Below are 26156 nucleotides of genomic sequence, written 5' to 3'. Positions count from 1 at the left end.
GATGGCTGAAATGAAGCAAGCCCCCGCCGACGCTTCTGCTGGCGAAAAGCTCCTGACCTGGGTGGACAACCGGTTTCCGGCCACCAAGCTCTGGAACGAGCACGTCGGCGAGTACTACGCCCCCAAGAACTTCAACTTCTGGTATTTCTTCGGCTCGCTGGCCCTGCTGGTGCTGGTGATCCAGATCGTGACCGGCATCTTCCTGGTCATGAACTACAAGCCGGACGCCGAACTGGCGTTCGCCTCGGTCGAGTACATCATGCGCGATGTGCCCTGGGGCTGGCTGATCCGCTACATGCACTCCACCGGTGCCTCGGCGTTCTTCGTCGTGGTCTACCTGCACATGTACCGCGGCATGATCTACGGCTCCTACCGCACCCCGCGTGAGTTGGTGTGGGTGTTCGGCTGCCTGATCTTCCTGTGCCTGATGGCCGAAGCCTTCATGGGCTACCTGCTGCCCTGGGGCCAGATGTCGTACTGGGGCGCCCAGGTGATCATCAACCTGTTCGCGGCCATTCCGTTCGTCGGTCCTGACCTGGCCATCCTGATCCGCGGCGATTACGTCGTGGGCGATGCCACGCTGAACCGCTTCTTCGCGCTGCACGTGATCGCCGTGCCCCTGGTCCTGCTGGGTCTGGTGGTGGCTCACATCATCGCGCTGCACGAAGTGGGCTCGAACAACCCTGACGGCGTCGAGATCAAGCAAGGCCCCAAGGACGCCAAGGGCAACCCGCTCGATGGCGTGCCGTTCCATCCCTACTACTCGGTGCACGACCTGCTGGGCGTGGGGGGCTTCCTGTTCGTCTTCTCGGCCGTGATCTTCTTCGCGCCAGAGCTGGGCGGCTACTTCCTGGAGCGCCCGAACTTCATCCCGGCCGACCCGTTCAAGACCCCGGCGCACATCGCACCGGTCTGGTACTTCACGCCGTTCTACTCGATGCTGCGCGCCACCACCGATGACCTGGTCAACGTGTTCGTCGGGCTCATCGCCTTGGGCGCCGTGCTGAACCTGGTCAAGGGCAAGGGCGACGGCAAGACCAAGGTTGCCGGCCTGGTGATCGCCGCCGTGGTGATCGCCCTGCTCAAGGTGTTCGAAGCCAAGTTCTGGGGTGTCGCCGTGATGGGCGGCGCCGTCGTGATCCTGGCCTTCCTGCCCTGGCTTGACCACAGCCCTGTCAAGTCGATCCGCTACCGTCCTGACTGGCACAAGATCGTCTACGGCGTCTTCGTCGTGAACTTCTGCATCCTGGGCTACCTGGGCGTGCAGGCTCCGTCGCCCATCGGTGAAAAGGTCAGCCAGGTCGGCACCTTGCTGTACTTCGGCTTCTTCGTGCTGATGCCTTGGTGGAGCCAGCTGGGCACCTTCAAGCCCGTGCCCGATCGCGTCACCTTCAAGCCCCACTGATCAAGGCAGGACTCACAACCATGAAAAAACTGCTTGCTTCCCTGCTGGCCGCCTTTGCCGTGGTGACTGGTGCCCAAGCTGCTGGTGGCGCTGCCATCGCGCTGGACAAGTTCCCCACCGAACGCGTCACCGACCTGGCCGCACTGCAAAACGGCGCCAAGCTCTTCGCCAACTACTGCCTGAACTGTCACGCCGCCGCCTTCATGCGATTCAATCGCCTCAAGGACATCGGCCTGACCGACCAGCAGATCAAGGACAACCTCCTGTTCCCGACCGACAAGGTGGGTGACGTCATGAAGGTGTCCCTGAACCCGAAGGACGCCAAGGACTGGTTTGGTGGTGTGCCGCCTGACCTGACGCTGGTGGCTCGCTCGCGCGCCAGCCACGATGGCTCGGGTGCCGATTACCTCTACACCTACCTGCGCACCTTCTACCGCGACGACACCAAGGCAACGGGCTGGAACAACCTGGTCTTCCCGAACGTCGGCATGCCGCACGTGCTGTGGGAGTTGCAGGGCCAGCGCGCGGCCAAGTTCGTCGAAGCGGCCGACCCGCACGATGCCTCCAAGAAGGTTCACATCTTCGAAGGTTTCGAGCAGCTCACCCCGGGCAAAATGTCGCCCCAGGAGTTCGACAGCGCCATGGCCGACCTGGTTGCCTACCTGCAATGGATGGGCGAGCCGGTTCAGAACCAGCGCAAGCAGATCGGCGTTGGTGTGCTGATTTTCCTGGCCATCTTCACTTTCATCGCATGGCGCTTGAACGCCGCGTTCTGGAAAGACGTGAAGTGATGCGTCGGTCCCTGAAGGCGTGAGCCGGCAGGGGCCTCAGGCGCAGTGGCCTGCCCTCGGGCAGCCACTGCGCTTCGTTGTTTTTCAGCGGGCGAGCTTCTTTCGCCCCCTTTTGCCCACTTTGAGGAGCTCACCGCCATGATGGTGCTGTATTCCGGAACGACCTGCCCTTACTCGCACCGTTGCCGTTTTGTCTTGTTCGAAAAGGGCATGGATTTCGAAATCCGTGACGTCGACGTTTTCGCCAAGCCCGAAGACATCGCGCTGATGAACCCGTACAACGAGGTGCCCATCCTGGTGGAGCGTGACCTCATCCTGTACGAGTCGCACATCATCAACGAGTACATCGACGAGCGCTTCCCTCACCCGCAGCTGATGCCGGGTGACCCGGTGGCCCGCGCCCGCGTGCGCCTGTTCCTGCTGAACTTCGAGAAGGAGCTGTTCGCTCACGTGAACCTGCTCGAAGGCCGTGGCGGCTTGAAGGGCAACGACAAGCAGCTCGAGCGCGCGCGCTCGCAGATCCGCGATCGCCTGACCCAGCTTGCCCCGATCTTCCTGAAGAACAAGTACATGCTGGGCGACGACTTCTCGATGCTCGACGTGGCGATCGCACCGCTGCTGTGGCGCCTCGATTACTACGGCATCGACCTGTCCAAGAATGCGCTGCCGCTGTTGAAGTATGCTGAGCGCATCTTCTCGCGCCCTGCCTACATCGAGGCCCTCACGCCCTCGGAAAAGGTGATGCGCAAGTGACCTTCCTGCCGGCCTGATTGCGCATGTCCACCGAACAAGACTCCCAGGGCACTTCGACCCGACCGTACCTGATCCGTGCCCTGCACGACTGGTGCACCGACAACGGCTTCACGCCTTACCTCGCGGTGTACGTCGATCGCTCGGTTCAGGTGCCCCTGGAGTACGTCAAGAACAACGAGATCGTGCTCAACGTCAGCTTCGAGGCCACGAGCCAGCTGCAGTTGGGCAACGAGTTCATCGAGTTCAAGGCCCGCTTCGGTGGTGTGGCGCGTGACATCAGTGTCCCGGTGGACCACGTCATTGCCATTTACGCCCGCGAGAACGGGCAGGGCATGGCCTTTCCGGTGCCCACGCCAGCGGGCGGTGACGCCACCGATGCGCCAGCCTCGGCGGTCCAGGACATCGATGACGCAGGCGTGCCGGAACCGGTCATGGCTGAAGTGCCTCGGCGCACGGGAGGGGGCCTGCGCCTGGCCCCCCAGGCTCAGGCGGCTGACAGCGGCAAGGGCTCGCGCCCAAGCGCCGAAAGCACAGAAGGTGCGGACAACGAGCCCACGCCCGATGGCCCAGGTGGTGGCGGCCGCCCGACACTGCGTCGCATCAAGTGAAGCGTGGCGCTAGAATGCGCCTGCAAATTGACTTTCGCCGGCTTAGCTCAGTTGGTAGAGCAACCGCCTTGTAAGCGGTAGGTCGTCAGTTCGAACCCGACAGCCGGCACCAAACAAGCCCAAGCAAAAGGGCCTGCATTCACGCAGGCCCTTTTCTTTTGTCTGGCTGCTTTGAGTGCGTGGTTCAGTTCGCCAACAGCTTGTTGAGCTCGGCCAGGTCATCCTGGGTCAGCACGCCGCTGGCTTGGCGCAATTTCACCGAGCCCACGATGACGTCGTAGCGCGACTTGAACAGGTCTTTCTGCGTGTTGGCCAACTGGGTTTGCGCGTCCAGCACGTCCTTGTTGATGCGCACGCCAACGCGGTAGCCCAGTTGTGTGGCCTCCAGGGCCAGCTTGGCCGACGATTCAGCGGCCTCGTAAGCCTTGACCTGCGCCAGCCCTGACTGCACGCCCAAATAGGCCTGGCGGGTGCCCAACGTGACCTGGCGCTTGGCATTGTCGAGGTCGTGCTCGGCCTTCTCCTGGAGCTTGAGCACCTCGGCGATGCGGTTCTGCACGGAGTTGCCAGCGTACAGGGACATGTTCATCTCCAGGCCGATCGCGGCGGAGGTGCCAGCGCCACCAGATGTCTTGGCCAGCTGGTTGGAGGAGTCGATGTCGGTGCGCTGCAGGCTGGCCACCGCGTCCAGCGTGGGCAGGTGACCTGCGCGGGCGCGCTTGATCTCGAGCTTGGCGGCTTCCAGTCCTGCCGAGGCTTTGAGCACGTTGGGCGAGGCCTGGGATTGGTTCACCCACTCTTCCATCTCGCCAGGGGCCAGGCTGTCGAGCGTGGCGGGGGTGCGAAGTGGGTTGGGGATCACGTTGGCGCGTCCCACCAACTGGTCGAGCGTGATGCGCTTGATGCGCAATTCGTTGGCGGCGGCGAGTTCCTGGGCCGTGGCCAGGTCATGGCGAGCCTGGGCTTCACGCGTGTCGGTGATGGTGGAGTTGCCAACTTCGAAGCTGCGTTTGGCCGCCGCCAGTTGCTCGGCCAGCGCGGCCTTGTTGGCTTGTGCGGTGCTGAGCACGTCCTGGGCGCCCAGCACATCAAAGTACGCCTGGGTGACGCGCACCGCGAGGTCTTGAGAGGCGACCTGCAGGTCGGCGTCCGCCACCAGGCGCGACTGGTCGGCCTGGTCCAGGCGCGCGAAGCTGTCGGCGTTGTAGAGGGTTTGACGCGCCTGGATGCCGGCGCGTTTGTTGGTGGTGTTGCTGTCGTAGGACGCGGCAGCGCCTGGCACGGTGGTCTGAGCGCTCGCGCTGGAGTTGAAGTCGGTGCGGGTGATGCTGGCCTGCAGGTTCAGCGAGGGGCGCACCAGCGCCTTGGCCTGATCGGCCTTGCTGTAAGCCGACTCGGCTTGGGCGCGAGCCGCCAGGTAGGCTGCGTCGTAGAGCTTGGCTGCTTCGTAGAGCTCCAGCAGGTTGTCGGCCTGTGCCATGCCCGAGGCAAGTGCACCCGCTGCCATCACAGCGATCGCCCGGGAGACGGCAGAGCGGCGGCGGCGAACCGACGGTGCGCGTTGGGGCAGGGGCGTGACGGCGAGCTGGGACATCTTCGATCCTTGAAGTGGGTAGCGCGAGGTGAGGGCGACCGCAATCGGTCAGAACTTGAAGCGGCTGGGCTCCGCAAAACCTGGCAGCCGGGCTGCCACGGTGTCGAACAGCTCCTGGCGGCTGAACTGGCTGGCGGCCACACGCGTGAACAGCGTGGCCTGCATCACCGGTTCCTGGCCGAGGATGGCCAGCAGGCGGCCGCCGACCTTGAGCTGGTCGAGCAGGGCTTGAGGTGCTTCTGCCAGCGAGCCACACAGCAAGATCGCGTCGAACGGCCCTTGCGAGGCGAGGCCGGATGTGCCATCGGTCTGCACGATTTCGGCGTTGTTCACGCCGGCCTTGCGCAGGTTGGCTCGGGCCTGGGAGGCCAGCGCGGCATCGGCTTCCAGGCCGATCACGCGTTGGGCCTTGCGGGCCAGCAAGGCGGTGACGTAGCCGGTGGCCGCGCCCACCTGCAGCACGGTGTCGCGCTTGCTCAGGTTGAGGTCTTGCACCAGGCGGGCTTCGACGCGCGGAGCCAGCAGGCTGCGGCCACCGCCCAGGGGCAGCTCCAGGTCCATGAAGGCCTGAGCCTGGTGTGCGGCGGGGACGAAGTCTTCGCGTTGCACGGCCGACAGCAGCTCCAGCACCGAGGTGTCCAGGACATCCCAGGGGCGGATCTGTTGCTCGATCATGTTGAAGCGGGCTTGTTCGACGTTCATGCTGGGCATCCTACGGGAGACGGTAAGGGGAAGGTATCCGGGGAAAACTGAGATTTTAAGAAGACCCACCCGACTCGGGGTGGATTGCCGTCGCGCGGGGCGGCATTTGTGTCGGCTTCACGACTGCGGTGGGTGCTCCAGGCCTTTGAGGATCAGCTCGATCTGGGTGTGCATGAAGCGCTGTGGGTCCAGCGGCGCGGGGTTGGACGAGCACACCGAGGTGCATTGGCGATAAAGGATGAGGAACTGCGCCGGGGCGATCAGCCCGTGGACCACGGAGGTGACGTCCATGTCTCTGAACTCGCCACGCTGGATGCCGCGCCGGATCACGCGCGACAACAAGGTGTGGCTGGGGGCCACCACCTCGTCGAGGTAGAACTGCGCGACGTCCGGGAAGGCGCGGGCCTCGCTCATGATGAGCAGCAGCAGGCCGGCGGCCTTTGACGAGCCCACCTTGGTCCACCAGGTCTCGGCCAGCAGGCGCAGCAACTCCGAAGTGGAGCCCTCGAAGTGATCGGCGAGCTCGTCACCGGCGCTGATGGCGTCGATCAGGTGCGCGCGCACCACGGCCTTGAAGAGCTCGTCCTTGCTGGGGTAGTACAAGTAGAGCGTGCCTTTGGAGACGCCCGCCCGGTGGGCCACTTCTTCGGCGCGCGTGGCGGCCAGTCCTTTTTCAACGAAAAGGTCGAGGGCTGCGTCCAGCAATTCTTGCGGGCGCGCGGCTTTGCGGCGCTGCCGGCCGCGTGGCAAGGCCTGGCTGAGCGCGGCCATGGCTTCGCTCAGCGGGCAGCCCGTGGCGGGCGGGTCGGCGGGCAGGGCGCCGCCAACGGGGGGCTGGACTCGTTTCAAGCGGGTGGCAAATAACTGACTCTTGGGTCATTAATGTAGCTGTCGCCACCGAAACAGGTCAACGCCGAGGGGCGGCCCGATCGGTTATGGTTTCGGCATGAACCGCCCTCAAGCCCAGCCTCGCGAGGCCTATGCCCACTTCAGCACCATCACCACGCGGTGGATGGACAACGACGTCTATGGGCACGTCAACAACGTCACCTATTACAGCTACTTCGACACGGCGGTGAACCGCTACCTGATCGAAGCGGGCGTGCTCGACATCCACGAGGGCGAGGTGATCGGCCTGGTCATCGAGACGCATTGCAATTACTTCGCGCCACTGGCCTTTCCACGCAACGTCGAGGCTGGCATCCGCGTGGCCCACGTCGGCAAGAGCAGCGTGCGTTACGAAATTGGCCTGTTTGAGCAGGGTGAGGCGATGAGCGCGGCTTGTGGGCACTTCGTGCACGTCTACGTGGACCGCCAGGAGCGCAGGCCCACGAACTTGCCCGAGGCGTTTCTTCAGGCTTTGAAGCGGCTTCAGTCGCCCGATTGATTCAGTTCACGCGCAGGGTGGGCATGCGCCATGCGGGTATTCCCTGGCGCTGGTCGCGAAATCGCACGTGCTCGGCCGTCTATGATTTCTGGGTGCATCTGATATCTGGTGTTATCAGATAAAGGGTGCCACACCAGTTTGTCTTTCTTTGAGCCGTTTCCTCGGAGGTTTCCATGAGCCTGATGGGCCAGATGATGCACATGCCCCTGCTGATCTCGTCGCTGCTGACCCACGCAGCGCGCCACAACGGCGACACCGAGATCGTTTCCAAGCGCGTCGAGGGCGACATGCATCGCACCACCTGGGCCGAGGTCGAGCTGCGTTCGCGCAAGCTGGCCCAAGCCCTGGAACGCCTGGGCGTCAAGGCCGGCGAGCGCGTCGGCACCCTGGCCTGGAACGGCTACCGCCACCTCGAGATCTATTACGCGGTGTCGGGCTCGCAGCGCGTCTGCCACACCATCAACCCGCGCCTGTTCCCGCAGCAGGTCGCCTGGATCGCCAACGACGCGCAAGACCAGGTCATCTTCGTTGACCTCAACATCTTCCCGCTGGTCGAGAAGCTGGCGCCCATGCTGCCCACGCTCAAGCACGTGGTGCTGATGTGCGGCCGCGAGCACATGCCCAAGGAGTCGGCGCTCACGAACCTGCACTGCTACGAAGAGCTGCTGGCCGCCGAAGACGGCAACTACCAGTGGCCTTCGTTCGACGAGAACGCCGCCGCCAGCATCTGCTACACCTCGGGCACGACGGGCAACCCGAAGGGCGCCGTGTACTCGCACCGCTCGACCGTGCTGCACGCGTTCGCCGCTGCGCTGCCTGACGCGATGTGCCTCAAGGCCACCGACACGGTGCTGCCGGTGGTGCCCATGTTCCACGTCAACGCCTGGGGCCTGCCGTATGCCGCCGCGATGGTGGGCTGCAAGCTGGTCATGCCCGGCCACCACCTTGATGGCGCCTCGCTGTACAACCTCTTCGAAGAAGAGAAGGTCACGATGTCGGCCGGCGTGCCCACCATCTGGCTGGGCCTGCTCAACCACGTCAAGGCCAACGGCCTGAAGTTCAGCACCTTCAAGAGCACGGTGATCGGTGGCGCGGCCTGCCCGCCCGCGATGATCCGGGCCTTCGAGAACGAATACGGCGTCGAAGTCATCCACGCCTGGGGCATGACCGAGATGTCTCCCCTGGGCACGCTGGGTCGCCTCAAGACCAAGCACGCCGAGTGGTCCACGGAAAACAAGCAAAAGCTGCTGGAAAAGCAGGGCAAGTCGGTGTTCGGTGTCGACATGCGCATCGTCGATGGCGACGGCAAGGTGCTGCCCTGGGACGGCAAGGCCGCAGGCGACCTGGAGGTGCGTGGTCACTGGGTCATCAACAGCTACTTCAACATGGACAAGTCGCCGCTGCACGACGGCTGGTTCCCCACTGGCGACGTGGCCACCATCGATGCCGATGGCTACATGCAGATCACCGACCGCTCCAAGGACGTGATCAAGTCGGGTGGTGAGTGGATCAGCTCCATCGACCTGGAGAACGTGCTGATGGCCCACCCTGCGGTGCACGAAGCCGCTGCCATCGCGTGCTTCCACCCCAAGTGGGACGAGCGCCCGCTGATGGTGGTCGTCAAGAAGCCTGGCGCCGAGGTGTCGGTGCAAGAGCTGATCGCTTTCTACGAAGGCAAGATCCCGAAGTGGCAGACGCCGGATGACGTTGTGTTCGTTGATGAGATCCCTCACACGGCGACCGGCAAGATCTCCAAACTGCAACTGCGCGAGCGCTTCAAGGAGCACAAGTTGCCCACGGCTTGAGCCGGTTGCGGACAGCTGGAGCGAGGCCACTCGATGGCCTCGTTGATGCCATCGCATGCGTTGTTGTGTGCGCTGAAAGGACCATTCCGAAAGGGGTGGTCCTTTTTTTTGTTCATCGCCCGCAATGCCCCATTTGATCGGCATCTCCGGCCGATGACCGTTTCTGCAATGAAGGCGTCCGAACGTTCGTTTGAAGTGTGTGTTGTTGCGGGTCATCCCTGAAGCTCCCCCCAATGCAAGGGGGGTAAATTGTGTTTGGTTGTGAGCATCGATTCAAAGGAGAAAGCAATGAGATTCCCCGTTCGTGCACTGAGCGTGCTGGTCATGACTTCCCTGACCGCCGGTGCCGCCCTGGCCCAGAAAGGCGAGACCGTCAAGGTCGCCTGGATCGATCCCCTCTCGGGCCTGATGGCCAGCGTGGGCCAGAACCAGCTCAAGAGCTACCAGTTCGTCGCCGAGAAGCTCAACGCCAACAACCCCGCTGGCGTGAAGTTCGAAATCATCAGCATCGACAACAAGCTGAGCCCTGCCGAGTCTCTCAACGCCTTGAAGTCGGCCGTTGACCAGGGCGTGCGCTATGTGGTGCAGGGGCTGGGCTCCGGTGCCGCAGGCGCGCTGGTGGACGCCATCAACAAGCACAACGAGCGCAACCCCGGCAAGGAAGTCGTTTTCCTGAACTACGCCGCGGTGGACCCCGACCTGACCAACAGCAAGTGCAGCTTCTGGCACTTCCGCCTCGATGCGGACACGTCCATGAAGATGGAGGCCATGACCACGTTCATGAAGGACCAGAAGGAGGTCCAGAAGGTCTACCTGATCAACCAGAACTACGCGCACGGCCAGCAGGTCTCCAAATACGCCAAGGAAAACCTCAAGCGCAAGCGCCCCGATGTGCAAGTGGTGGGCGACGACCTGCACCCGCTGGCTCAGGTGCGTGACTTCGCGCCTTACGTGGCCAAGATCAAGGCCTCGGGTGCCGACACGGTCATCACCGGCAACTGGGGCTCGGACCTGGCCTTGCTGGTCAAGGCCGCCAACGATGCAGGCCTGACCGCCAAGTTCTACACCTACTACGCCAACTTCGGTGGCACCCCGACTGCGTTGGGCAAGGCCGCCGATGGTCGCGTGTTCCAGGTCGGCTACGGCCATTACAACCTGGGTGGCACAGCAGGGCAGTTGGTCAGCGAGTTCAAGAAGCGTTTCAACGATGACTACTACTCGCAGGCCACTTACACCTCGCTGACGATGCTGGCGCAAGGCATGGCCAACGCCAAGTCGACCGACCCGGTCAAGGTGGCCAAGGCCATGGAAGGCATGAAGTTCAAGTCCTTCAACGGCGAGGTCGAGATGCGCAAGACCGACCACCAGTTGCAGCAGCCCCTGTTCATCGCGCAGTGGGCGCCGCTGGACGCCAAGAACACCTACGACGTCGAGAAGACCGGCATGACCTTTGTGCCCGTCAAAGCCTTCGATGCGTACGTCTCGAGCACGCCGACCTCTTGTCAGATGAAGCGTCCCTCGTGATGCGCCATCTCTGAGGCTGGATCGCCTTGAGAAGTACCCGACCGATCGTTTCCTGCATGGGGGCGATCGGTCGTTTCGTGTTTGACGTGGCTCGCCCGGCCTGACCGGTCGGAGGGCCTTTCCGGTTCCGTGCGGTTGCAGCCGCCGGGGCTCCGCATGCCCGGTGATCCCGCTGGCATGCATCACGCTTGCCTGACATGGAAACCTTTTTCGTCTTCTTCCTGAATGGCATCAGCTACGGGCTGCTGCTGTTCATGCTGAGTTCGGGCCTGACCCTGATCTTCAGCATGATGGGTGTGCTCAACTTCGCGCACACCAGCTTCTACATGCTGGGTGCCTACATCGCCTACGCGCTGACGGGCATCATCGGCTTTTTCCCCTCGCTCGTGCTTTCGCCGCTTTTGGTGGGCTTGCTCGGGGCGGCCTTTGAGCGCTACAGCTTGCGCAAGGTGCACGTGTACGGACACGTGCCCGAGCTGCTGGTGACGTTCGGCCTGTCTTACGTCGTGCTCGAGGTGGTGCGCCTGGTCTGGGGGCCGGCCAACGTCGACTACCGTGTGCCCGAGTCGCTCAGCGGCCCGCTTTTCACGCTGGCCAGCGTGAAGGACCAGGGCCTGAGCTGGATGGCCGGCGCCGGTGATGCCGCGCTGTGCGCCACGGCAGGTAACAGCTGCACGCAGTTCCCGATCTACCGAGGCTTCATGGCCCTGGTGGCGCTGTTCATGCTCGGCTCTTTGTGGCTGCTGCTCACGCGCACCCGCATCGGTCTGATCATCCAGGCCGCGCTCACCCACCCGGACATGACCCAGGCGCTCGGGCACAACGTGCCGCGCGTGATGATGGGCGTCTTCGGTGGGGGTTGCGCGCTGGCCGGCCTGGCAGGTGTGATCGGCGGCAACGCCTTTGTCACCGAGCCCAACATGGCGGCTTCGGTGGGCGCCATCATCTTCGTGGTGGTGGTGGTGGGCGGCATGGGCTCGCTCGCCGGGGCCTTCCTGGCCTCGCTGATCATCGGCCTGATCCAGACTTTTGCCGTGGTGATCGACGTCTCTGGCCTGACCCTGCTTGAGAAGCTGGGCAGCCCGGTGGACTTCGAACACTGGGCGTACCCGTTGCTCAAGATCTCGGTGTCGCAGATGGCGCCCATCCTGCCTTACCTCCTCCTGGTGCTGATCCTGATCTTCAGACCCAAGGGCCTGCTGGGCACGCGCGAGGAGTAAACACATGTCAACACAAGCCTATACCTTCCGACCCTGGAACGTCGGCCGCATCATCTTGTGGTCGCTGTTCGCCCTCGTCCTGCTGGTGGCCCCCAAGCTGTTCACCAGCAGCCTGGCCATGACCATGCTCACGCAGATGGGCATCGCCATCGTGGTCTGCCTGTCCTACAACATGTTGCTGGGGCAGGGCGGCATGCTCTCCTTCGGGCATGCGGTTTACTCGGGCCTGGGCTCGTTCGCCGCCATCCACACGCTCAACAAGGTGGGCGCAGGCGAGTGGGCCATTCCGGTCAGCCTGATCCCCATCGTGGGCGGGCTGGCAGGCCTGCTCGTGGCCGCGCTGCTGGGCGCGGTCAGCACCAAGAAGTCGGGCAACACCTTCGCCATGATCACGCTGGGTGTGGGTGAGCTGGTGTGGTCGATGTCGCTGATGCTGCCGGAGTTCTTTGGTGGCGAGGGCGGCGTGTCGAGCAACCGCGTGGTGGGTGAGCCTGTCATGGGCATCACCTTCGGGCCGCAGATTCAGGTTTATTACCTGATCGCGTTCTACTGCTTCGTGTGCACGGTGCTGATGTTCGCGTTCACGCAAACGCCGCTGGGGCGCATGCTCAACGCGGTGCGCGACAACCCGGAGCGCGTCGAGTTCATCGGCTACGACACGCAGCGCGTGCGCTACATCGCCTTCATGATCGCGGGTTTCTTTGCGGGCATCGCGGGTGGCCTGTACACGATCAACTTCGAGATCGTGACGGCCGAGGTGGTCGGGGCTCATCGCTCCGGCGCCTATCTGTTGTTCACCTTCCTGGGCGGGGCGCTGTTCTTCTTCGGTCCGATCATCGGCGCGGTGCTGATGGTGCTGGCCACGGTGCTGCTGTCGGAGCTGACCAAGGCCTGGTTGCTGTACCTGGGTGTGTTCTTCCTGCTGATGGTGATGTACGCGCCGGGCGGCATCTCCAGCCTGATCATGATGAACCTGCGCGTGGCGGCCTATGGCTTCCTGCGCAAGCTGTGGACGAGCTACCTGGCCTTGGCGGGCACGGGCTTGACGGTGATCATCGGCTTGTCGGTGATGGTCGAGATGGTCTATCACATCAAGCTCAACGAGGCCCTGGGCCCCGAGATGAGTTTCATGGGTGTGACGCTGGACACGCATGGGGTGGATGCCTGGGTGGGGGCGGTGTTCCTGCTCATCACGGGCGTGGGTTGTTTCGAGGTGGCGCGGCGCGAGTTCATGCGCCAGTGGGGCCACATCCAGGAGGAGATCGAGGCCGAGAACCTTCGGCGCGATGGCCAGTGATGGCCTGCGTGCCCACTTCCATCGATCGCCCCCCGTGTGTCCCTCTATCGGAGCATTGAGAACATGAGTTCCGCATCCTCATCGAATGGCTTGGCCCTGGAGTTGCGCGACCTGCGCAAGTCCTTCGGCAAGACCGAAATCATCCGTGGCAGCAGCCTGGCCGTCAAAGCCGGTGAGCGCGTTGCCCTCATCGGCCCGAACGGCGCGGGCAAATCCACGCTGTTTAACCTCATCAGCGGCCGCATGGCCCCGACCAGCGGGCAGATCCTGCTCAACGGCGAAGCCATCCATGGCATGAAGCCATATGAGATCAACCGCCGCGGCCTGGCCCGCAGCTTCCAGGTCTCCAACCTGTTCCCGCGTCTGTCGGTGTTCGAGAACATCCGCTGCGCGGTGCTGTGGTCCATGGGTCAGCGCTACAGCTTCTGGCGTTTCCTGTCCGACCTCACGGCCGTGAATCAGCGCGCCGAAGAGGTGCTGGACATGATCCGCCTGCGCCGCAAGCGCGACACCCACGTCGCCAACCTGACCTATGCCGAGCAGCGTGCGCTCGAAGTGGGCGTGACCATCGCCGGTGGCGGCAACGTCATCCTGCTCGACGAGCCGACCGCTGGCATGAGCAAGTCCGAGACGGCCAATTTCGTCAAGATGATCCGCGAGGTCACCGAGGGCAAGACCCTGCTGACCGTGGAGCACGACATGGGCGTGGTGTTCGGCCTGGCCGACCGCATCGCGGTGCTGGTCTATGGCGAGGTGATCGCCTTCGACACACCTGAGAACGTGCGCGCCAACGACCGCGTCAAGGAGGCCTACCTGGGGTCGGTGCTGGCCGAGAGCCAGCGAGCCGAGGCGCAAGCCGCAGAAGCTGCAGGAGCCTGACATGCTGAAGATCCAGAACCTGCATGCCTTCTACGGCAAGAGCCACATCCTCCACGGCGTCGACCTGGAGGTGAACCCCGGCGAGATCGTCAGCCTGCTGGGCCGCAACGGCTCGGGGCGTTCCACCACCATCAAGACCATCATGGGCCTGGTCGATGGCCATGGCTCGATCAAGTGGCAGGACAAGGAGATGCTGGGCGCCAAGCCTTACGACATCGCCCGCCATGGCATCGGCTACGTGCCCGAGAGCCGCGATGTCTTCCCCAAGCTGACGGTGGAGCAGAACCTGCTGCTGGGCCAGCAGTCGGGTCGCAAGAAGGGTCGCTGGAGCCTGGACGACATGTACCAGATGTTCCCTCGCCTCAAAGAGCGCCAGCACACCGAGGCCGGCGTGATGTCAGGGGGCGAGCAGCAGATGCTGACGTTGTGCCGCACGCTGATGGGCGACCCCGACCTGATCATGATCGACGAGCCGACCGAAGGCCTGGCGCCCAAGATCGTCGAGCTGGTGGGCGAGTACCTCAAGGAGCTGCAAAAGCGCGGCCTGGGCGTGCTGCTGGTCGAGCAGAAGCTCACCATCGCGCTCGACATCTCGCAGCGTTGCTACGTGATGGGGCACGGCGAGGTCGTCTTTCATGGCACGCCTGACGAACTTCGCGCCGACAAGTACGTGCGGCGCGAGTGGCTCGAGGTCTGACCGTTTGCAGCGCTCCGGCCTGCCTCAACGCAGGGCCGGGGTGTTGCTGCGATCGAGGAACTTGTCGAAGTGAATGCGGGTGGCTGCAACGCCCCCATTCTGCAAGGCGTTGACGCAGGCGTCGATCATGGCGGGTGGGCCGCACAGGTAGGCGCTGTGCTCGGCCATGCGCTCGCCCAGCAGGGCAGGCAGGTGTTCGGTGACCAGGCCCCGTTTGCCCTGCCAGCTGCTGCCTTCGGGCTCTGCCGACAGGATGGCCTCGAAGTGGAACCGCCCGCCCCAGGCGCGACGGATCTGGTCGATGGCGTCCAGGCCGTACACGTCTGCCTGGGTCCTGGCGCCCATCACAATGACCAGCGGTCGCATGGCTTGCTTGTCGCGGATGGCTTGCTCGAGGATGGACTGGATGGGCGCCAGGCCGCTGCCGCCCGCGATGCAGGCGATCGGCCCCACGTCAGGCCGCAAGGCAAAGCTGCCGTGCGGCCCGATCAGGTTCAAGGTCTCGCCCGTGCGGTCTTGCGCGAACAGCCACTCCGTGAAGGCGCCACCGGGCACCTTGCGGATGCAGAAGTCCAGCAGGGTTGGCGTGGCGCCGGCTGGCGCGCGCGCGAACGAGTAGCTGCGCACCTCCTTGCCGGTGCCGCCCGCGGCCGCTGGCAGCGCGATGTCGACGTACTGGCCCGCTGAGTGGGGCAGTGCCTGTTCGGTCTCGATGCTGAGGTGAAGGATGTCGTGGGTCAGTGCGCGGCTGGCCGTGATCCGGCCACGGGTCTCGGTGACCGGGTGGGCGGCGGCCTGCTCGCGCAGCTTGACCTCGATCACCACGTCCGAGCGTGGCTGGCTCTGACAGGCGAGGATGTAGTTCTGCTGGAGTTCTTCGGCAGACAGCAGGTAGGTCTTGTCGGTGAGCTCCTTGACCTTGCCTGAGACCAGTCGGCATTTGCATTCACCGCAACCACCGACCCGGCAGTTGTGCGGAAACGCGATGCCGTTTTGCAGGGCGGTCAGCAACAAGCTGTCTTTGGCTGCAGCGGTGATGGGCACGCCCGTCGGGTTGACCTGCAGCTGAAACTCGCTGGGGCTGCGTCGGAAGAATCGTTCGAACACGGGATGGCCTTGTCGGATTGAAACCGCAGCGACCCACGCCGCTTTCGGCAGGGTCGCGTCTGGGGATGGGTGGACGTGGGGCTCAGCTCAGTTTGGCCTGGGCGATCTTCAAGCCCGACATGCCACTTTGCTGGCTGGCTTGCTTGGCCAGCTTGCGCTCGGCGGGCGAGGCGTGCCGCTCATCCCATTCGTTCAAGGCCGGGGTCATCATCTTCTTGAACAACGGTGGCACCAGGGCGATCAGCAGCATCGACAGGTAGCCATTTGGCAGCATGGGTGCGTTCGGGTAGGCCGAGAGCGTCCAGTAAGGGGCTTCGCCTTCGGCGTGGTGGTGCGAGTGACGGGCCAGGCTGAACAGCACGTTGGTGCTGGCCCAGTGATTCGAGTTCCAGGAGTGGCGAGGCTGGACCGGCTCACCGGGCACGCGCACCAGGCCGTAGTGCTCGAAGTAATTGGTGATCTCCAGGTACTGCTTGCCGACGAAGGCAATGAGCGCCCAGAACCCCACGCCGGGCCAGCCTGCGATCGCGTAGGCCGCCACGAAGAGCGCGATGTTTTCCAGGTTGCCGCGCAGGAAGGGGCTGGCAAACGGGTTCCACACCGACTTGCCGATCTTCTTGAGGCGGGCGCGCTCGACCTGGTAGGCGTGCACGTAGCTCATGATGGTCGAGCGCACGGTGAACTTGTAGAAGCTCTCGCCGCGGCGGGCCGTGGCAGGGTCTGCTTCGGTGCCCACTTGCACGTGGTGGCCGTAGACGTGTTCGATGGCGAACGAGGTGTCGCAGGTGAAGGCCAGCATCCAGCGGCCCATGAACAGGTCGAAGGCGTTGCCTGTGCGGTGGGTCAACTCGTGACCGGTGACGGTGCCGCCCACGGCGTTCATCAGGCCCACGGTGATGACGCAGCCGGCCCATTGCACCCAGTGCGTGGTGGCTTCGCGGCCGGCGAACAGGTCCAGGCCGGCGTGCTCCTTCATCCAGGCGCCATAACCCAGGAAGTCGCCCGAGCCGAACATCCACAGCACCGTGAAGTTCAACAGCGCCAGCAGGGGCAGCATCAGGTAGAGCGGCAGGTTCAGCAGGGCTGCGAACTGCATGCGTGGTGGCTCTGACAGGTCGCGCGGCAACAGCGCATCGGCGCCGATGAAGAACACGATGGCGGCGGCAAATGGGGCCCACATCCACCAGCCGCCTTGCAGCAGGGTGAGGAAGAAGAAGGCGCCCAGTGCTGGCATCAGCCAGCCCTTGAGGTACTTGGACATGTTGCTTGTCTCCTTGCGGTGCGTTGAAGGCGATCGAGGCGCGGATGCGTCTCAGACCCTGGCGGCAGTGTGCAAAGGGGCGTCTTGGGGCGCCCTGATCTGATCGGACCTCGGTGCATGCGCGGCGATTCGCGATGACGAATTAGCGCTTTGAGAAAGCGATCAGGGCTGCAAGAAATCAGCTGCGACAGCCCTGTCGTCAGGCATGCCCGACATCGGCCCGCAGAGGTCAACCGGACAAACCGAGGTGCCAAAACGGAAGTGCTTGTGCGAGGCTTGTGGTTCGGCGCGCAAGGGCACCGAGCAAGGCTTCTCGAGCTGTGTCAGAATCTAGTTCAATTCTTACAAGATCCATTGTCAGAATTGCGGATTGCTGTGCGGACGCCGCCAGCCTTCTTCTCCCAGCCGGGGCAGGGGCGGTGTGCGCGTGTTTTCAATTCACTCACCGACATTGCCATGAGCGCTACCTACCAAGTCACCGACGGCGTGGCCGTCATCTCCCTGGACAACCCGCCTGTCAACGGCCTGGGTCAAAGCACCCGGGCAGGCATCGTGGATGGCATCCAGAAGGCTCAGGCTGATGCCTCCGTGCAGGCGGTGGTCATCATCGGTGCTGGCAAGGTGTTCTGCGGTGGCGCCGACATCCGCGAATTCGGCAGCCCCAAGGCTTTTGCCGAGCCCAACCTGCACGTCACCATCGAAGCGGTCGAGCGTTCTGCCAAGCCCGTTGTCGCCGCCATCCACGGTGTGGCCATGGGCGGTGGCCTGGAGCTGGCGCTGGGTTGCCACTACCGCGTGGTCGCCAAGGGCACGCAAATCGCGCTGCCCGAGGTCAACATCGGCATCGTGCCAGGCGCCGGTGGCACGCAGCGCCTGCCGCGCGTGCTGGGCGTTGACACCGCCCTGCAGATGATCACCACCGGCGCCTCGGTGATGTCCGAGAAGCTGGCCGCAGCGCCGGGCCAGAAGCTGTTCGACAAGCTGGTCGATGGCGAGCTTCTGCCCGCTGCCATCGCCTTCGCCAAGGACGTCGCCGGTGTGCGCCCGCTGCCTTCGGTGCGCGACCTGAAGGTGGCCGCACCGGCTGATGCCGAGGCCTTCCACAAGGCCCGCGCCGAGCTGGCCAAGTCCCGCAAGAACCTGATCGCCCCGCAGCGCTGCGTGGACTGCGTCGAAGCCGCCACCCAGCTGGACCTGGACGCAGGCATCAAGTTCGAGCGCGAGGTCTTCGAAGGTCTGGTGACCGGTGACCAGGCCCGTGCCCTGCGCCATTCGTTCTTCGGCGAGCGCGCTGCCAGCAAGATCCCCGATGTGCCCGCCGACACCCCGCTGCGCGACATCAAGAACGTGGCCGTGATCGGCGCCGGCACCATGGGTGGCGGCATCACCATGTGCTTCCTCAACGCCGGCATCCCGGTCAAGCTGCTGGAGATGAAGCAGGAAGCCATCGACCGCGGCGTGGGCATCATCCGCAAGAACTACGAAGCGCAGGTCGCCAAGGGCAAGTTGGCCCAGGACAAGTACGAGCAGCGCATGGGCCTGCTCACCACCACGCTGAGCTATGACGATATCGCCCAGGCCGACATGGTCATCGAGGCCGTGTTCGAAGACATGGGTGTGAAGTCGCAGGTCTTCACCAAGCTCGACAGCATCATGAAGCCCGGTGCCATCCTGGCGTCCAACACCTCGACGCTGGACGTGGACAAGATCGCCGAAGTGACCAAGCGCCCCGCCGATGTGGTGGGCCTGCACTTCTTCAGCCCGGCCAACGTGATGCGCCTGCTCGAAGTGGTGCGCAGCAAGCACACCGCCAAGGACGTGATGGCCACCGTGATGGCCGTGGCCAAGAAGATCAAGAAGGTGGCCGTGGTCTCGGGTGTGTGCGATGGCTTCATCGGCAACCGCATGTTCGAGCAGTACGTGCGCCAGGGCTTCTTCCTGGTGGAAGAGGGCGCCACGGTGCAGCAGGTGGACAAGGCCGCCGAGGCCTTCGGCTTCGCCATGGGCCCCTTCCGCGTGGGCGACCTGGCTGGCAACGACATCGGCTTTGCCATCCGCAAGCGCCGCAAGGTCGAGCGCCCTGACGTCATCTACAGCCCTGTGGGCGACGCCATTTGCGAGCTGGGTCGCTTTGGTCAGAAGGTGGGCAAGGGCTGGTACGACTACGAAGCAGGCAAGCGCGAGCCCATCCCCTCGGCCGAGGTGCAAGGCTGCATCGACAAGGTGCGCGCCGACAAGGGCGTCACGCCCCGCCAGATCAGCGACGAAGAAATCGTGCAGCGCCTGGTGCTGGCCATGGTCAACGAGGGCGCGCTGATCTTGGAAGAGGGCATCGCCTCGAAGGCTTCGGACATCGACATGGTGTACCTCACGGGCTACGGCTTCCCGGTCTACCGTGGCGGCCCGATGCTCTACGCCGACATGCTGGGCCTGCCCAAGGTGATCGAGCTGATGAAGGGCTTTGCTTCCAACGGCGGCTCCGACCCCGCTTTCTGGACCCCGGCGCCCTTGCTCGCCAAGCTGGCTTCAGAGGGCAAGGGCTTCACGGGCTGATTGATCGCTTTTTCCTGAAACGGCAAGGAGCCCGCCATGGCGCACATCGAAACCCTGGTCAACGGCCACATCCTGGAGATCAAGGTCAACCGGGCCGACAAGCACAACGCGCTGTCTCCCGAGATGTACCTGGACCTGGCGCGTGCGCTGGGTGAACTCAACCGCAACCCCGAGCTTCGCGTGGCCCTGCTGCACGGCGAGGGCAAGCACTTCACCTCGGGCGTCGAGCTGGACAAGTGGGCGCCCATCTTCGGCAATGGCAAGGGTTTCGAGGTGCCGGCAGGCGAGGTCGACCCGTTCGGCCTGTTCGGCGAGCGGCACCGCAAGCCCATCGTGATGGCGGTGCAGGGCAACTGCTTCACCTGGGGTGTCGAGATCATGCTCAACACCGAGGTGCGCGTGGCCGCTGATGACACGCGCTTTGCGATGCTCGAGGTCAAGCGCGGCATCTTCCCGTGTGGTGGCGCCACCTTGCGCCTGCCCAAGCAGATGGGGTGGGGTGCCGCACAGCGCTACCTGCTGACGGGCGAGTTCTGGTACGCCGAAGAAGCCTTGCGAACGGGCCTCGTGCAGGAGGTGGTGCCAGCTGGGCAGCAGCTCACCAAGGCCCGTGAGATCGCCGAGCAGATCGCCAAGGCTGCGCCGCTGGGCGTGCAGAACATCCTGAAGTCCAGCCGCCTGGCGATGCACGATGGCGATGCTGTGGCAGCCCAGCACCTGTTCAAGGAGATGCTTCCGGTGATGCAAAGCGAAGACGCAGCCGAGGGCGTGCGCTCCTTCATCGAGCGGCGAGAGGCCGTTTTCAAGGGGCGCTAACGGCCGCCGTGCAGTCGCCCCATGGCGATCAGGGGGCGGAGCGCCTCGCCATGTGTCCCCGTCAACCTGTTCAACCCGTTCCCACGAAGTTCCCAAGAGCCGAACCATGACCCACCGCGCCACCGTTGACTTCCTGCTGCACGACTGGCTCAAGGCCGAAACCCTTTGCCAGCGCGAACGCCACGCCGAGCACAGCCGCGAAACCTTCGACGCCGTGCTCGACCTCAGCGAGAAGATCGCCAACGAGCAGTTCGCCCCCATCAACCGCCTGACCGACGAGCACGAGCCCACCTTCGACGGCGTCACCGTGACGCTGCCCAAGGAAACGCCCGTGGCGATGGCCGCCTTCAACGAGGCCGGTCTGATGGCCGCCAGCAAGGACGTTGAACTCGGTGGCATGCAGCTGCCCACCGTGGTCGAGATCGCCTCGATGAGCTTTTTCTACAAGGCCAGCGTGTCGCTGGCCGCATACCCGATGCTCACGCGCGGCAACGCCAACACCATCCTGGCGCACGGCACGCCCAAGCAGATCGAGGTGTTCGCCAAGGGCGGCTTCGAAGGCCGCACCTTCGGCACCATGTGCCTGAGCGAGCCGCAGGCCGGCTCCAGCTTGTCCGACATCTCCACGCGTGCCGTGCCCGATGTGAAGGGCGATGGCACGGGCGTGGACTGGCTTGAGGACCCGCTGGGCAAGCGCTACCGCCTCAAGGGCAACAAGATGTGGATCTCGGGCGGCGAACACGAGATGGGCGAGAACATCGTCCACCTGGTGCTGGCCAAGATCCCAGGCCCCGATGGCAAGCCGGTGCCGGGCGTCAAGGGCATCTCGCTGTTCATCGTGCCGCGCAAGCTGGTCAAGGCCGATGGCTCGATCACGCAGCAGCGCAACGACGTGGCGCTGGCGGGCCTGAACCACAAGTGCGGCTACCGCGGCACCGTCAACACCTTGCTGAACTTCGGTGAAGGCAAGTTCCCCGTCAACGGCGAGGCCGGCGCGGTGGGCTACCTGATCGGCAAGGAGGGCGAGGGCCTGAAGTGCATGTTCACGCTCATGAACGAGGCCCGCATCAGCGTGGGCGTGGGCGCGACCATGCTGGGCTACGCCGGTTATGAGTATTCGCTGCAGTACGCCAAGGACCGCCCGCAAGGCCGGCACATGGGTGCCGGTGGCAAGGACCACAGCGCGCCGCAGGTGCCCATCATTGGCCACACCGACGTCAAGCGCATGCTGATGATGCAAAAGGCCATCGCCGAAGGCGGCCTGGCGCTGGGCCTGCTGTGCGCGCAACTGGTGGACGACCAACACACGGGCAGCGGCGAAGAAGCCGAGAAGGCCGGCCTGCTGCTGGAACTGCTCACCCCGATCGCCAAGAGCTGGCCCAGCGAATGGGCGCAGGAAGCCAACTCGCTGGCCATCCAGATCCTGGGCGGCTACGGCTACACGCGCGACTACCCGGTCGAGCAGTACTGGCGTGACAACCGCCTCAACATGATCCACGAAGGCACGCACGGCATCCAGGGCCTGGACCTGCTGGGTCGCAAGGTGGTGATGAACGGCGGCACGGCCCTGAGCGTTCTGGCCGAGCGCATCAGTGAAACCATCCAGAAGGCGGGGCATGTGAATGGCCTGGCCGAGCACGCCAATGCGCTGGCCCAGGCCCTGCAGAAGGTGGGCGCCACCACCAAGGCGGCCTGGTCAACCGGCGTGCCCGAAGAGGCTCTGGCCAATGCGACGCCTTACCTTCAGGCCTTCGGCCACACCGTGCTGGCCTGGATCTGGCTGGAGCTGGGGCTGGCCGCCAAGGCCGCGCAAGCGCAAGGTCAGTGGGACGCGTCGCCGCTGGGCCCGGGTTTCCTCAAGGGCAAGCAGGCCGCAACCGACTACTTCTTCGCCTATGAGCTGCCCAAGATCGACGCCTGGCTGGGCGTGGTCTCGCGCCGCGACCTGACCTGCGCGCAGGCACAAGCCGATTGGTTCTGATTCACCTTTGATCCTCAAAAAGAAAGCTCCGTACACCATGCTGCGACACATCGTCATGTGGACCCTCAAAGACCCGGCCGACGCGCCCCAGGTCAAGGCCTTGCTCGACAGCTGCAAGGGCCTGGTGCCCGGCATGCATGAGTTCGACGTCGGCATCAAGGCCGAGGGGCTCGAAGCCAACTGCGACGTGGTGCTGGTTTCGACCTTCGAAGACGCCGCCGCGCTGGCTGCCTATGTGCCGCACCCGCACCACCAGGGCGTGGTCGCGCAGATCCGCCAGATGGCGGCCACGCGCCACGTGCTCGACTACCTCGTCTGATCCCCCAAGAAGGCCCAACGTCATGACCGCCCCCCGCATCGTCCAGCAACTCTTCGACCTCACGGGCAAGACGGCCCTGATCACCGGCGGCTCGCGCGGCCTGGGACTGCAGATGGCCCATGCGCTGGGCGAGGCCGGCGCCAAGGTGGTCATCAGCTCGCGCAAGGCCGCTGACCTCGAACAAGCCGTGATGGCCTTGCAGGATGCGGGCATCGACGCGCGCTGGATCGCCGCCGACGCCGGCAACCCGCAGGACATCCAGCGCCTGGCCGATGAAACGCTGGAGCGCGTGGGCGACGTGGACATCCTCGTCAACAACGCCGGCGCCACCTGGGGTGCGCCCGCGGCCGATTACCCGCTCGAAGCCTGGGACAAGGTGATGAACCTCAATGTGCGCGGCTACTTCCTTCTGTCGCAAGCCATCGCCAAGGCCAGCATGATCCCGCGCAAGCAGGGCCGCATCATCAACGTGGCTTCCATCGCCGGGCTGGGCGGCAACCACCCCTTCATGCAGACCATCGCTTACAACACCAGCAAGGGCGCGGTGGTGAACTTCACCAAGGCGCTGGCTTGCGAGTGGGGGCACCTGGGCATCCGCGTCAACGCGCTTGCGCCTGGCTTCTTCCCCAGCAAGATGACGGCCGGCACGCTGGCTGCGGTGGGTGAAGATCGGCTGGCCGCCAGCGCGCCGCTGCAGCGCCTCGGTGACGACGAAGACCTCAAGGGTGCGACGCTGCTGTTCGCGTCCGACGCGGGCAAGCACATCACCGGGCAGGTGCTGGCGGTCGACGGCGGCGTGAGCGCCGTGGTGGGCGGCTGAGGCTCGCGCGCCGCATCACACCCTCTGCACCCACGGCACCCCAACACGGGCACTTGACCATGGCCATCCCGTTCCCGGTCCACATTCCGTTCCTCGTTGGCATCGGCGCCGAGTTGCAGCGCTTCGCCGATGGCGAGGCCGAGATCACGCTGGGCGTGCAGGAGCCGCACACCAACTCCTTCGGCGTGGCCCACGGCGGCTTGCAGATGACCCTGCTCGACGTGGCCATGGCCCATGCGGCGCGCAGCCGCCACATCGACCAGCCTGGTGGTGGCCCGGGCCTCGTGACGGTCGAGATGAAGACCAGTTTCATGCGCCCGGCGCAGGGCCGCATCCGCGTGATCGGTCAGGTGCTGCACGCCACCGCCTCCATGGCCTTCACCGAAGGCCGCGTGCTCGATGAGCAGGGTCGCATCTGTGCCCACGCCACGGGCACCTTCAAGTTCCTTCGCGCGTTGCCCACGGCCGACCGAGAGGTCAAGCCGCTGGCACGCCACGCCGGCTCGGACTGATCTCCAGCAGCCGGCTCCCTTGGCAAACCAGGAGTCCACAAGATGAGCCTGATCAATCACCAGATCCTGCTGGCATCGCGCCCTGCGGGCGAGCCCACCACTGACAACTTCAAGCTGGTCGAAACGCCTGTGCCCACGGCCGCTCAACTGGCAGACGGGCAGGTGCTTGTGCGCCACCATTACCTGTCGCTCGACCCGTACATGCGCGGCCGCATGAACGACAGCAAGAGCTACGCCGAACCGCAGCCGCTGAACTCGGTGATGATCGGCGGCACGGTGGGCGAGGTGATCGCCAGCAAACACGCGCGCTACGCCGTGGGCGACTCGGTCGTGGGCATGGGAGGTTGGCAGGAGTACAGCGTGGTCGATGCCAACCAGCGCGGCATCCTCAACAAGGTCGACACCCGCCACATCCCGCTGTCGGCCTACCTGGGCTCGGTCGGCATGCCGGGCGTGACGGCCTGGTACGGCCTGATGAAGATCATCGCGCCCAAGCCGGGCGAGACCATCGTGGTCAGCGCCGCCAGTGGTGCGGTGGGCAGCGTGGTGGGGCAGTTGGCCAAGGTGCACGGCTGCCGCGTGGTCGGCATCGCCGGTGGGCCCGACAAGTGCCGCTACGTGACCGAGGAGCTGGGCTTCGATGCCTGCCTGGACCACAAGCAACTGACCGATCTGCGCAGCTTCTCGTCCGCGCTGAAGGCCGCTGCGCCCAATGGTGTCGACGGGTGCTTCGAGAATGTCGGTGGCATCGGCCTGGACGCCGTGATGCTGCGCGCCAACGCCTTCGCCCGCGTGGCCTTGTGCGGCCTGATCGCTGGCTACAACGGCGAACCCCTGGTCATGCAGAACCCATCCCTGATCCTGGTCAATCGCATGAAGTTCGAAGGCTTCATCGTGAGCGAGCACCCCGAGGTCTGGCCCGAGGCCATGCAGGAGCTGGGGGGGCTGGTGGCGTCCGGGCGCATGAAGTTCCGCGAGTCGGTGGCGCAAGGCATTGCCAGCGCGCCCGAGGCCTTCCTGGGCCTGCTCAAGGGCCGCAACTTCGGCAAGCAGCTGGTCAAACTGATCTGAACACCTCATTCAAGAAGAACCCGACATGTCCGCTCAACACCTCACCATCCGCCCTGGCCAGACGGCCGTCATCACCGGCGCGGCCAGCGGCTTCGGCCTGGAGCTGGCCCGCCTGGGCGCCAAGCAGGGCTTGAACCTCGTCATCACCGACGTGCAGCAGGACGCGCTCGACGCCGCCCTGGCCGAGCTCACCGGCATGGGCGCCAAGGTGGCCGCCCTGCGCGGCGACGTCTCTCGTGCCGAAGACGTGCAGGCCCTGGCCGACCTTTGCATGGAGCGCTTTGGCGCGCCGCACATCGTCATCAACAACGCGGGTGTGGCCCACGGTGGGCTGATCTGGGAACACACCCAGCGCGACTGGGAGTGGGTGCTGGGCGTGAACCTGTTCGGCGTGGTGCATGGCGTGCGCGTGTTCACGCCCCTGATGCTCGCGGCGGCTGCGAAGGACGCTTCGTACCAGGGCCACATCGTCAACGTGGCTTCGATGGCCGGGCTGCTGAACTCGCCCAACATGGGTGCCTACAACGTCAGCAAGCACGCAGTGGTGAGCCTGTCCGAGACGCTGTACCAGGACTTGTCTTTGGTGACCGAGCAGGTTCATGCTTCGGTGCTGTGCCCGTACTTCGTGCCCACTGGCATCCACCAGTCGCACCGCAATCGGCCCAAGGAGCTGCTCAGCGAGGGCAAGCCGACGGCCAGCCAGATGATCGCGCAGGCGATGAGCACCAAGGCGGTCACGTCGGGCAAGGTGACGGCGGCGGACACGGCGCAGTTGGTGTTCGACGCCATCAACCAGGGCAAGTTCTACGTGTACACGCACCCGCAGGCGCTGGGCATGGTGCAGACTCGGCTGGAAGACGTGGTGCAGGGGCGCAACCCGACGGATCCGTTCGCGGGCAAGCCGGAGATTGGTGAGCAGTTGCGGGTGGCTTTGAGGCAGGCTGCTCAGGGTTGATTTTTTTGTGCGGCGGGTGTTGCGTGGTCCGGTGGGTGGGGGGCGTGTGAGCCGGCCCTGCGCGGGGCATCACCGAGCTGGTCGGACCGTCACCCCTTG

24 protein-coding genes and 1 tRNA gene are annotated in these 26156 nt (G+C 64.6%); 20 read left to right on the top strand and 5 right to left on the bottom strand.

Translation table 11 applies throughout. The annotated features are described in order from the left end of the window. Position 1: 1 nt before the first annotated feature. The 5 genes from ABG80_RS20360 (at position 2) to ABG80_RS20340 (ending at position 3669) form a co-directional block, all read left to right on the top strand. Positions 2 to 1405: a cytochrome b gene (locus ABG80_RS20360; protein WP_058089377.1), complete on the top strand. Its 1404-nt coding sequence runs from the start codon at positions 2 to 4 to the stop codon at positions 1403 to 1405. 20 nt (positions 1406 to 1425) lie between these two features. Beyond that, positions 1426 to 2196: a cytochrome c1 gene (locus ABG80_RS20355; protein WP_058089376.1), complete on the top strand. Its 771-nt coding sequence runs from the start codon at positions 1426 to 1428 to the stop codon at positions 2194 to 2196. A 138-nt stretch (positions 2197 to 2334) separates the two neighbouring features. Next, positions 2335 to 2949 carry a glutathione S-transferase N-terminal domain-containing protein gene (locus ABG80_RS20350; RefSeq protein WP_058089375.1) on the top strand — a complete coding sequence of 205 codons (615 nt, stop codon included), beginning with the start codon at positions 2335 to 2337 and terminating at the stop codon, positions 2947 to 2949. Positions 2950 to 2972: 23 nt separating this feature from the next. Continuing rightward, a complete protein-coding gene (locus ABG80_RS20345; protein ID WP_058089374.1) occupies positions 2973 to 3557 on the top strand; it encodes a ClpXP protease specificity-enhancing factor in 585 nt (194 codons plus the stop codon). Between the two features lie 36 nt (positions 3558 to 3593). Further along, a tRNA-Thr gene (locus ABG80_RS20340) sits at positions 3594 to 3669 on the top strand. A gap of 72 nt (positions 3670 to 3741) precedes the next feature. Here the strand turns inward: ABG80_RS20340 and ABG80_RS20335 are convergent. From ABG80_RS20335 to ABG80_RS20325, 3 genes are all read right to left on the bottom strand, one after another. Further along, positions 3742 to 5151, bottom strand: a complete 1410-nt coding sequence (locus tag ABG80_RS20335; RefSeq protein ID WP_083506325.1) for a TolC family outer membrane protein — start codon at positions 5149 to 5151, stop codon at positions 3742 to 3744. Between the two features lie 48 nt (positions 5152 to 5199). After that, positions 5200 to 5853 carry a protein-L-isoaspartate O-methyltransferase family protein gene (locus ABG80_RS20330; protein ID WP_058089439.1) on the bottom strand — a complete coding sequence of 218 codons (654 nt, stop codon included), beginning with the start codon at positions 5851 to 5853 and terminating at the stop codon, positions 5200 to 5202. A 117-nt stretch (positions 5854 to 5970) separates the two neighbouring features. Further along, on the bottom strand, positions 5971 to 6702 hold the full coding sequence (locus tag ABG80_RS20325; protein ID WP_235513977.1) for a TetR/AcrR family transcriptional regulator: 732 nt from the start codon (positions 6700 to 6702) through the stop codon (positions 5971 to 5973). 97 nt (positions 6703 to 6799) lie between these two features. Between ABG80_RS20325 and ABG80_RS20320 the strand changes: the two genes are divergently transcribed. From ABG80_RS20320 to ABG80_RS20290, 7 genes are all read left to right on the top strand, one after another. Further along, a complete protein-coding gene (locus ABG80_RS20320; protein ID WP_058089373.1) occupies positions 6800 to 7240 on the top strand; it encodes an acyl-CoA thioesterase in 441 nt (146 codons plus the stop codon). 173 nt (positions 7241 to 7413) lie between these two features. Continuing rightward, entirely contained in the window at positions 7414 to 9045 is a 1632-nt protein-coding gene (locus tag ABG80_RS20315; RefSeq protein ID WP_058089372.1) for a 3-(methylthio)propionyl-CoA ligase, read from the top strand. Between the two features lie 288 nt (positions 9046 to 9333). Beyond that, positions 9334 to 10569, top strand: a complete 1236-nt coding sequence (locus tag ABG80_RS20310; protein ID WP_058089371.1) for a branched-chain amino acid ABC transporter substrate-binding protein — start codon at positions 9334 to 9336, stop codon at positions 10567 to 10569. A 197-nt stretch (positions 10570 to 10766) separates the two neighbouring features. Further along, the gene (locus tag ABG80_RS20305; protein ID WP_058089370.1) at positions 10767 to 11789 is read left to right on the top strand and encodes a branched-chain amino acid ABC transporter permease; all 1023 of its coding nucleotides are present in this window, start codon (positions 10767 to 10769) and stop codon (positions 11787 to 11789) included. Between the two features lie 4 nt (positions 11790 to 11793). Then, positions 11794 to 13086: a branched-chain amino acid ABC transporter permease gene (locus ABG80_RS20300; protein WP_058089369.1), complete on the top strand. Its 1293-nt coding sequence runs from the start codon at positions 11794 to 11796 to the stop codon at positions 13084 to 13086. A 63-nt stretch (positions 13087 to 13149) separates the two neighbouring features. Continuing rightward, complete coding sequence (locus ABG80_RS20295; RefSeq protein ID WP_058089368.1) at positions 13150 to 13965, top strand: ABC transporter ATP-binding protein; 816 nt, start codon at positions 13150 to 13152, stop codon at positions 13963 to 13965. A 1-nt stretch (position 13966) separates the two neighbouring features. After that, positions 13967 to 14662 (top strand): ABC transporter ATP-binding protein, encoded by a 696-nt coding sequence (locus ABG80_RS20290; RefSeq protein ID WP_058089367.1) that lies wholly within the window; start codon positions 13967 to 13969, stop codon positions 14660 to 14662. A 24-nt stretch (positions 14663 to 14686) separates the two neighbouring features. On the opposite strand, the gene ABG80_RS20285 is transcribed toward ABG80_RS20290, so the two are convergent. Next, positions 14687 to 15769 carry a 2Fe-2S iron-sulfur cluster-binding protein gene (locus tag ABG80_RS20285; RefSeq protein WP_058089366.1) on the bottom strand — a complete coding sequence of 361 codons (1083 nt, stop codon included), beginning with the start codon at positions 15767 to 15769 and terminating at the stop codon, positions 14687 to 14689. Between the two features lie 82 nt (positions 15770 to 15851). After that, positions 15852 to 17030 (bottom strand): alkane 1-monooxygenase, encoded by a 1179-nt coding sequence (locus ABG80_RS20280; protein ID WP_058089365.1) that lies wholly within the window; start codon positions 17028 to 17030, stop codon positions 15852 to 15854. Positions 17031 to 17486: 456 nt separating this feature from the next. Between ABG80_RS20280 and ABG80_RS20275 the strand changes: the two genes are divergently transcribed. The 8 genes from ABG80_RS20275 (at position 17487) to ABG80_RS20240 (ending at position 26057) form a co-directional block, all read left to right on the top strand. Then, a complete protein-coding gene (locus ABG80_RS20275; protein WP_058089364.1) occupies positions 17487 to 19583 on the top strand; it encodes a 3-hydroxyacyl-CoA dehydrogenase NAD-binding domain-containing protein in 2097 nt (698 codons plus the stop codon). A 36-nt stretch (positions 19584 to 19619) separates the two neighbouring features. Further along, positions 19620 to 20399: a crotonase/enoyl-CoA hydratase family protein gene (locus ABG80_RS20270; protein ID WP_058089363.1), complete on the top strand. Its 780-nt coding sequence runs from the start codon at positions 19620 to 19622 to the stop codon at positions 20397 to 20399. 106 nt (positions 20400 to 20505) lie between these two features. Continuing rightward, a complete protein-coding gene (locus tag ABG80_RS20265) occupies positions 20506 to 22380 on the top strand; it encodes an acyl-CoA dehydrogenase (protein ID WP_058089362.1) in 1875 nt (624 codons plus the stop codon). Between the two features lie 37 nt (positions 22381 to 22417). Next, a complete protein-coding gene (locus tag ABG80_RS20260) occupies positions 22418 to 22699 on the top strand; it encodes a Dabb family protein (RefSeq protein ID WP_058089361.1) in 282 nt (93 codons plus the stop codon). 22 nt (positions 22700 to 22721) lie between these two features. Beyond that, entirely contained in the window at positions 22722 to 23519 is a 798-nt protein-coding gene (locus ABG80_RS20255) for an SDR family oxidoreductase (protein ID WP_058089360.1), read from the top strand. Between the two features lie 59 nt (positions 23520 to 23578). Continuing rightward, positions 23579 to 24031: a PaaI family thioesterase gene (locus ABG80_RS20250; RefSeq protein ID WP_058089359.1), complete on the top strand. Its 453-nt coding sequence runs from the start codon at positions 23579 to 23581 to the stop codon at positions 24029 to 24031. Positions 24032 to 24073: 42 nt separating this feature from the next. After that, on the top strand, positions 24074 to 25102 hold the full coding sequence (locus ABG80_RS20245) for an NADP-dependent oxidoreductase (protein ID WP_058089358.1): 1029 nt from the start codon (positions 24074 to 24076) through the stop codon (positions 25100 to 25102). A 25-nt stretch (positions 25103 to 25127) separates the two neighbouring features. Beyond that, positions 25128 to 26057 carry an SDR family oxidoreductase gene (locus ABG80_RS20240; RefSeq protein ID WP_058089357.1) on the top strand — a complete coding sequence of 310 codons (930 nt, stop codon included), beginning with the start codon at positions 25128 to 25130 and terminating at the stop codon, positions 26055 to 26057. Positions 26058 to 26156 lie beyond the last annotated feature (99 nt).

Source organism: Aquabacterium parvum, assembly GCF_001447195.1.
In the GTDB taxonomy this organism is placed as follows: Bacteria; Pseudomonadota; Gammaproteobacteria; order Burkholderiales; family Burkholderiaceae_C; genus Aquabacterium; species Aquabacterium parvum.
Note: the sequence above shows the minus strand (reverse complement) of the source record. Positions and strands in the feature narration are given on the sequence as shown.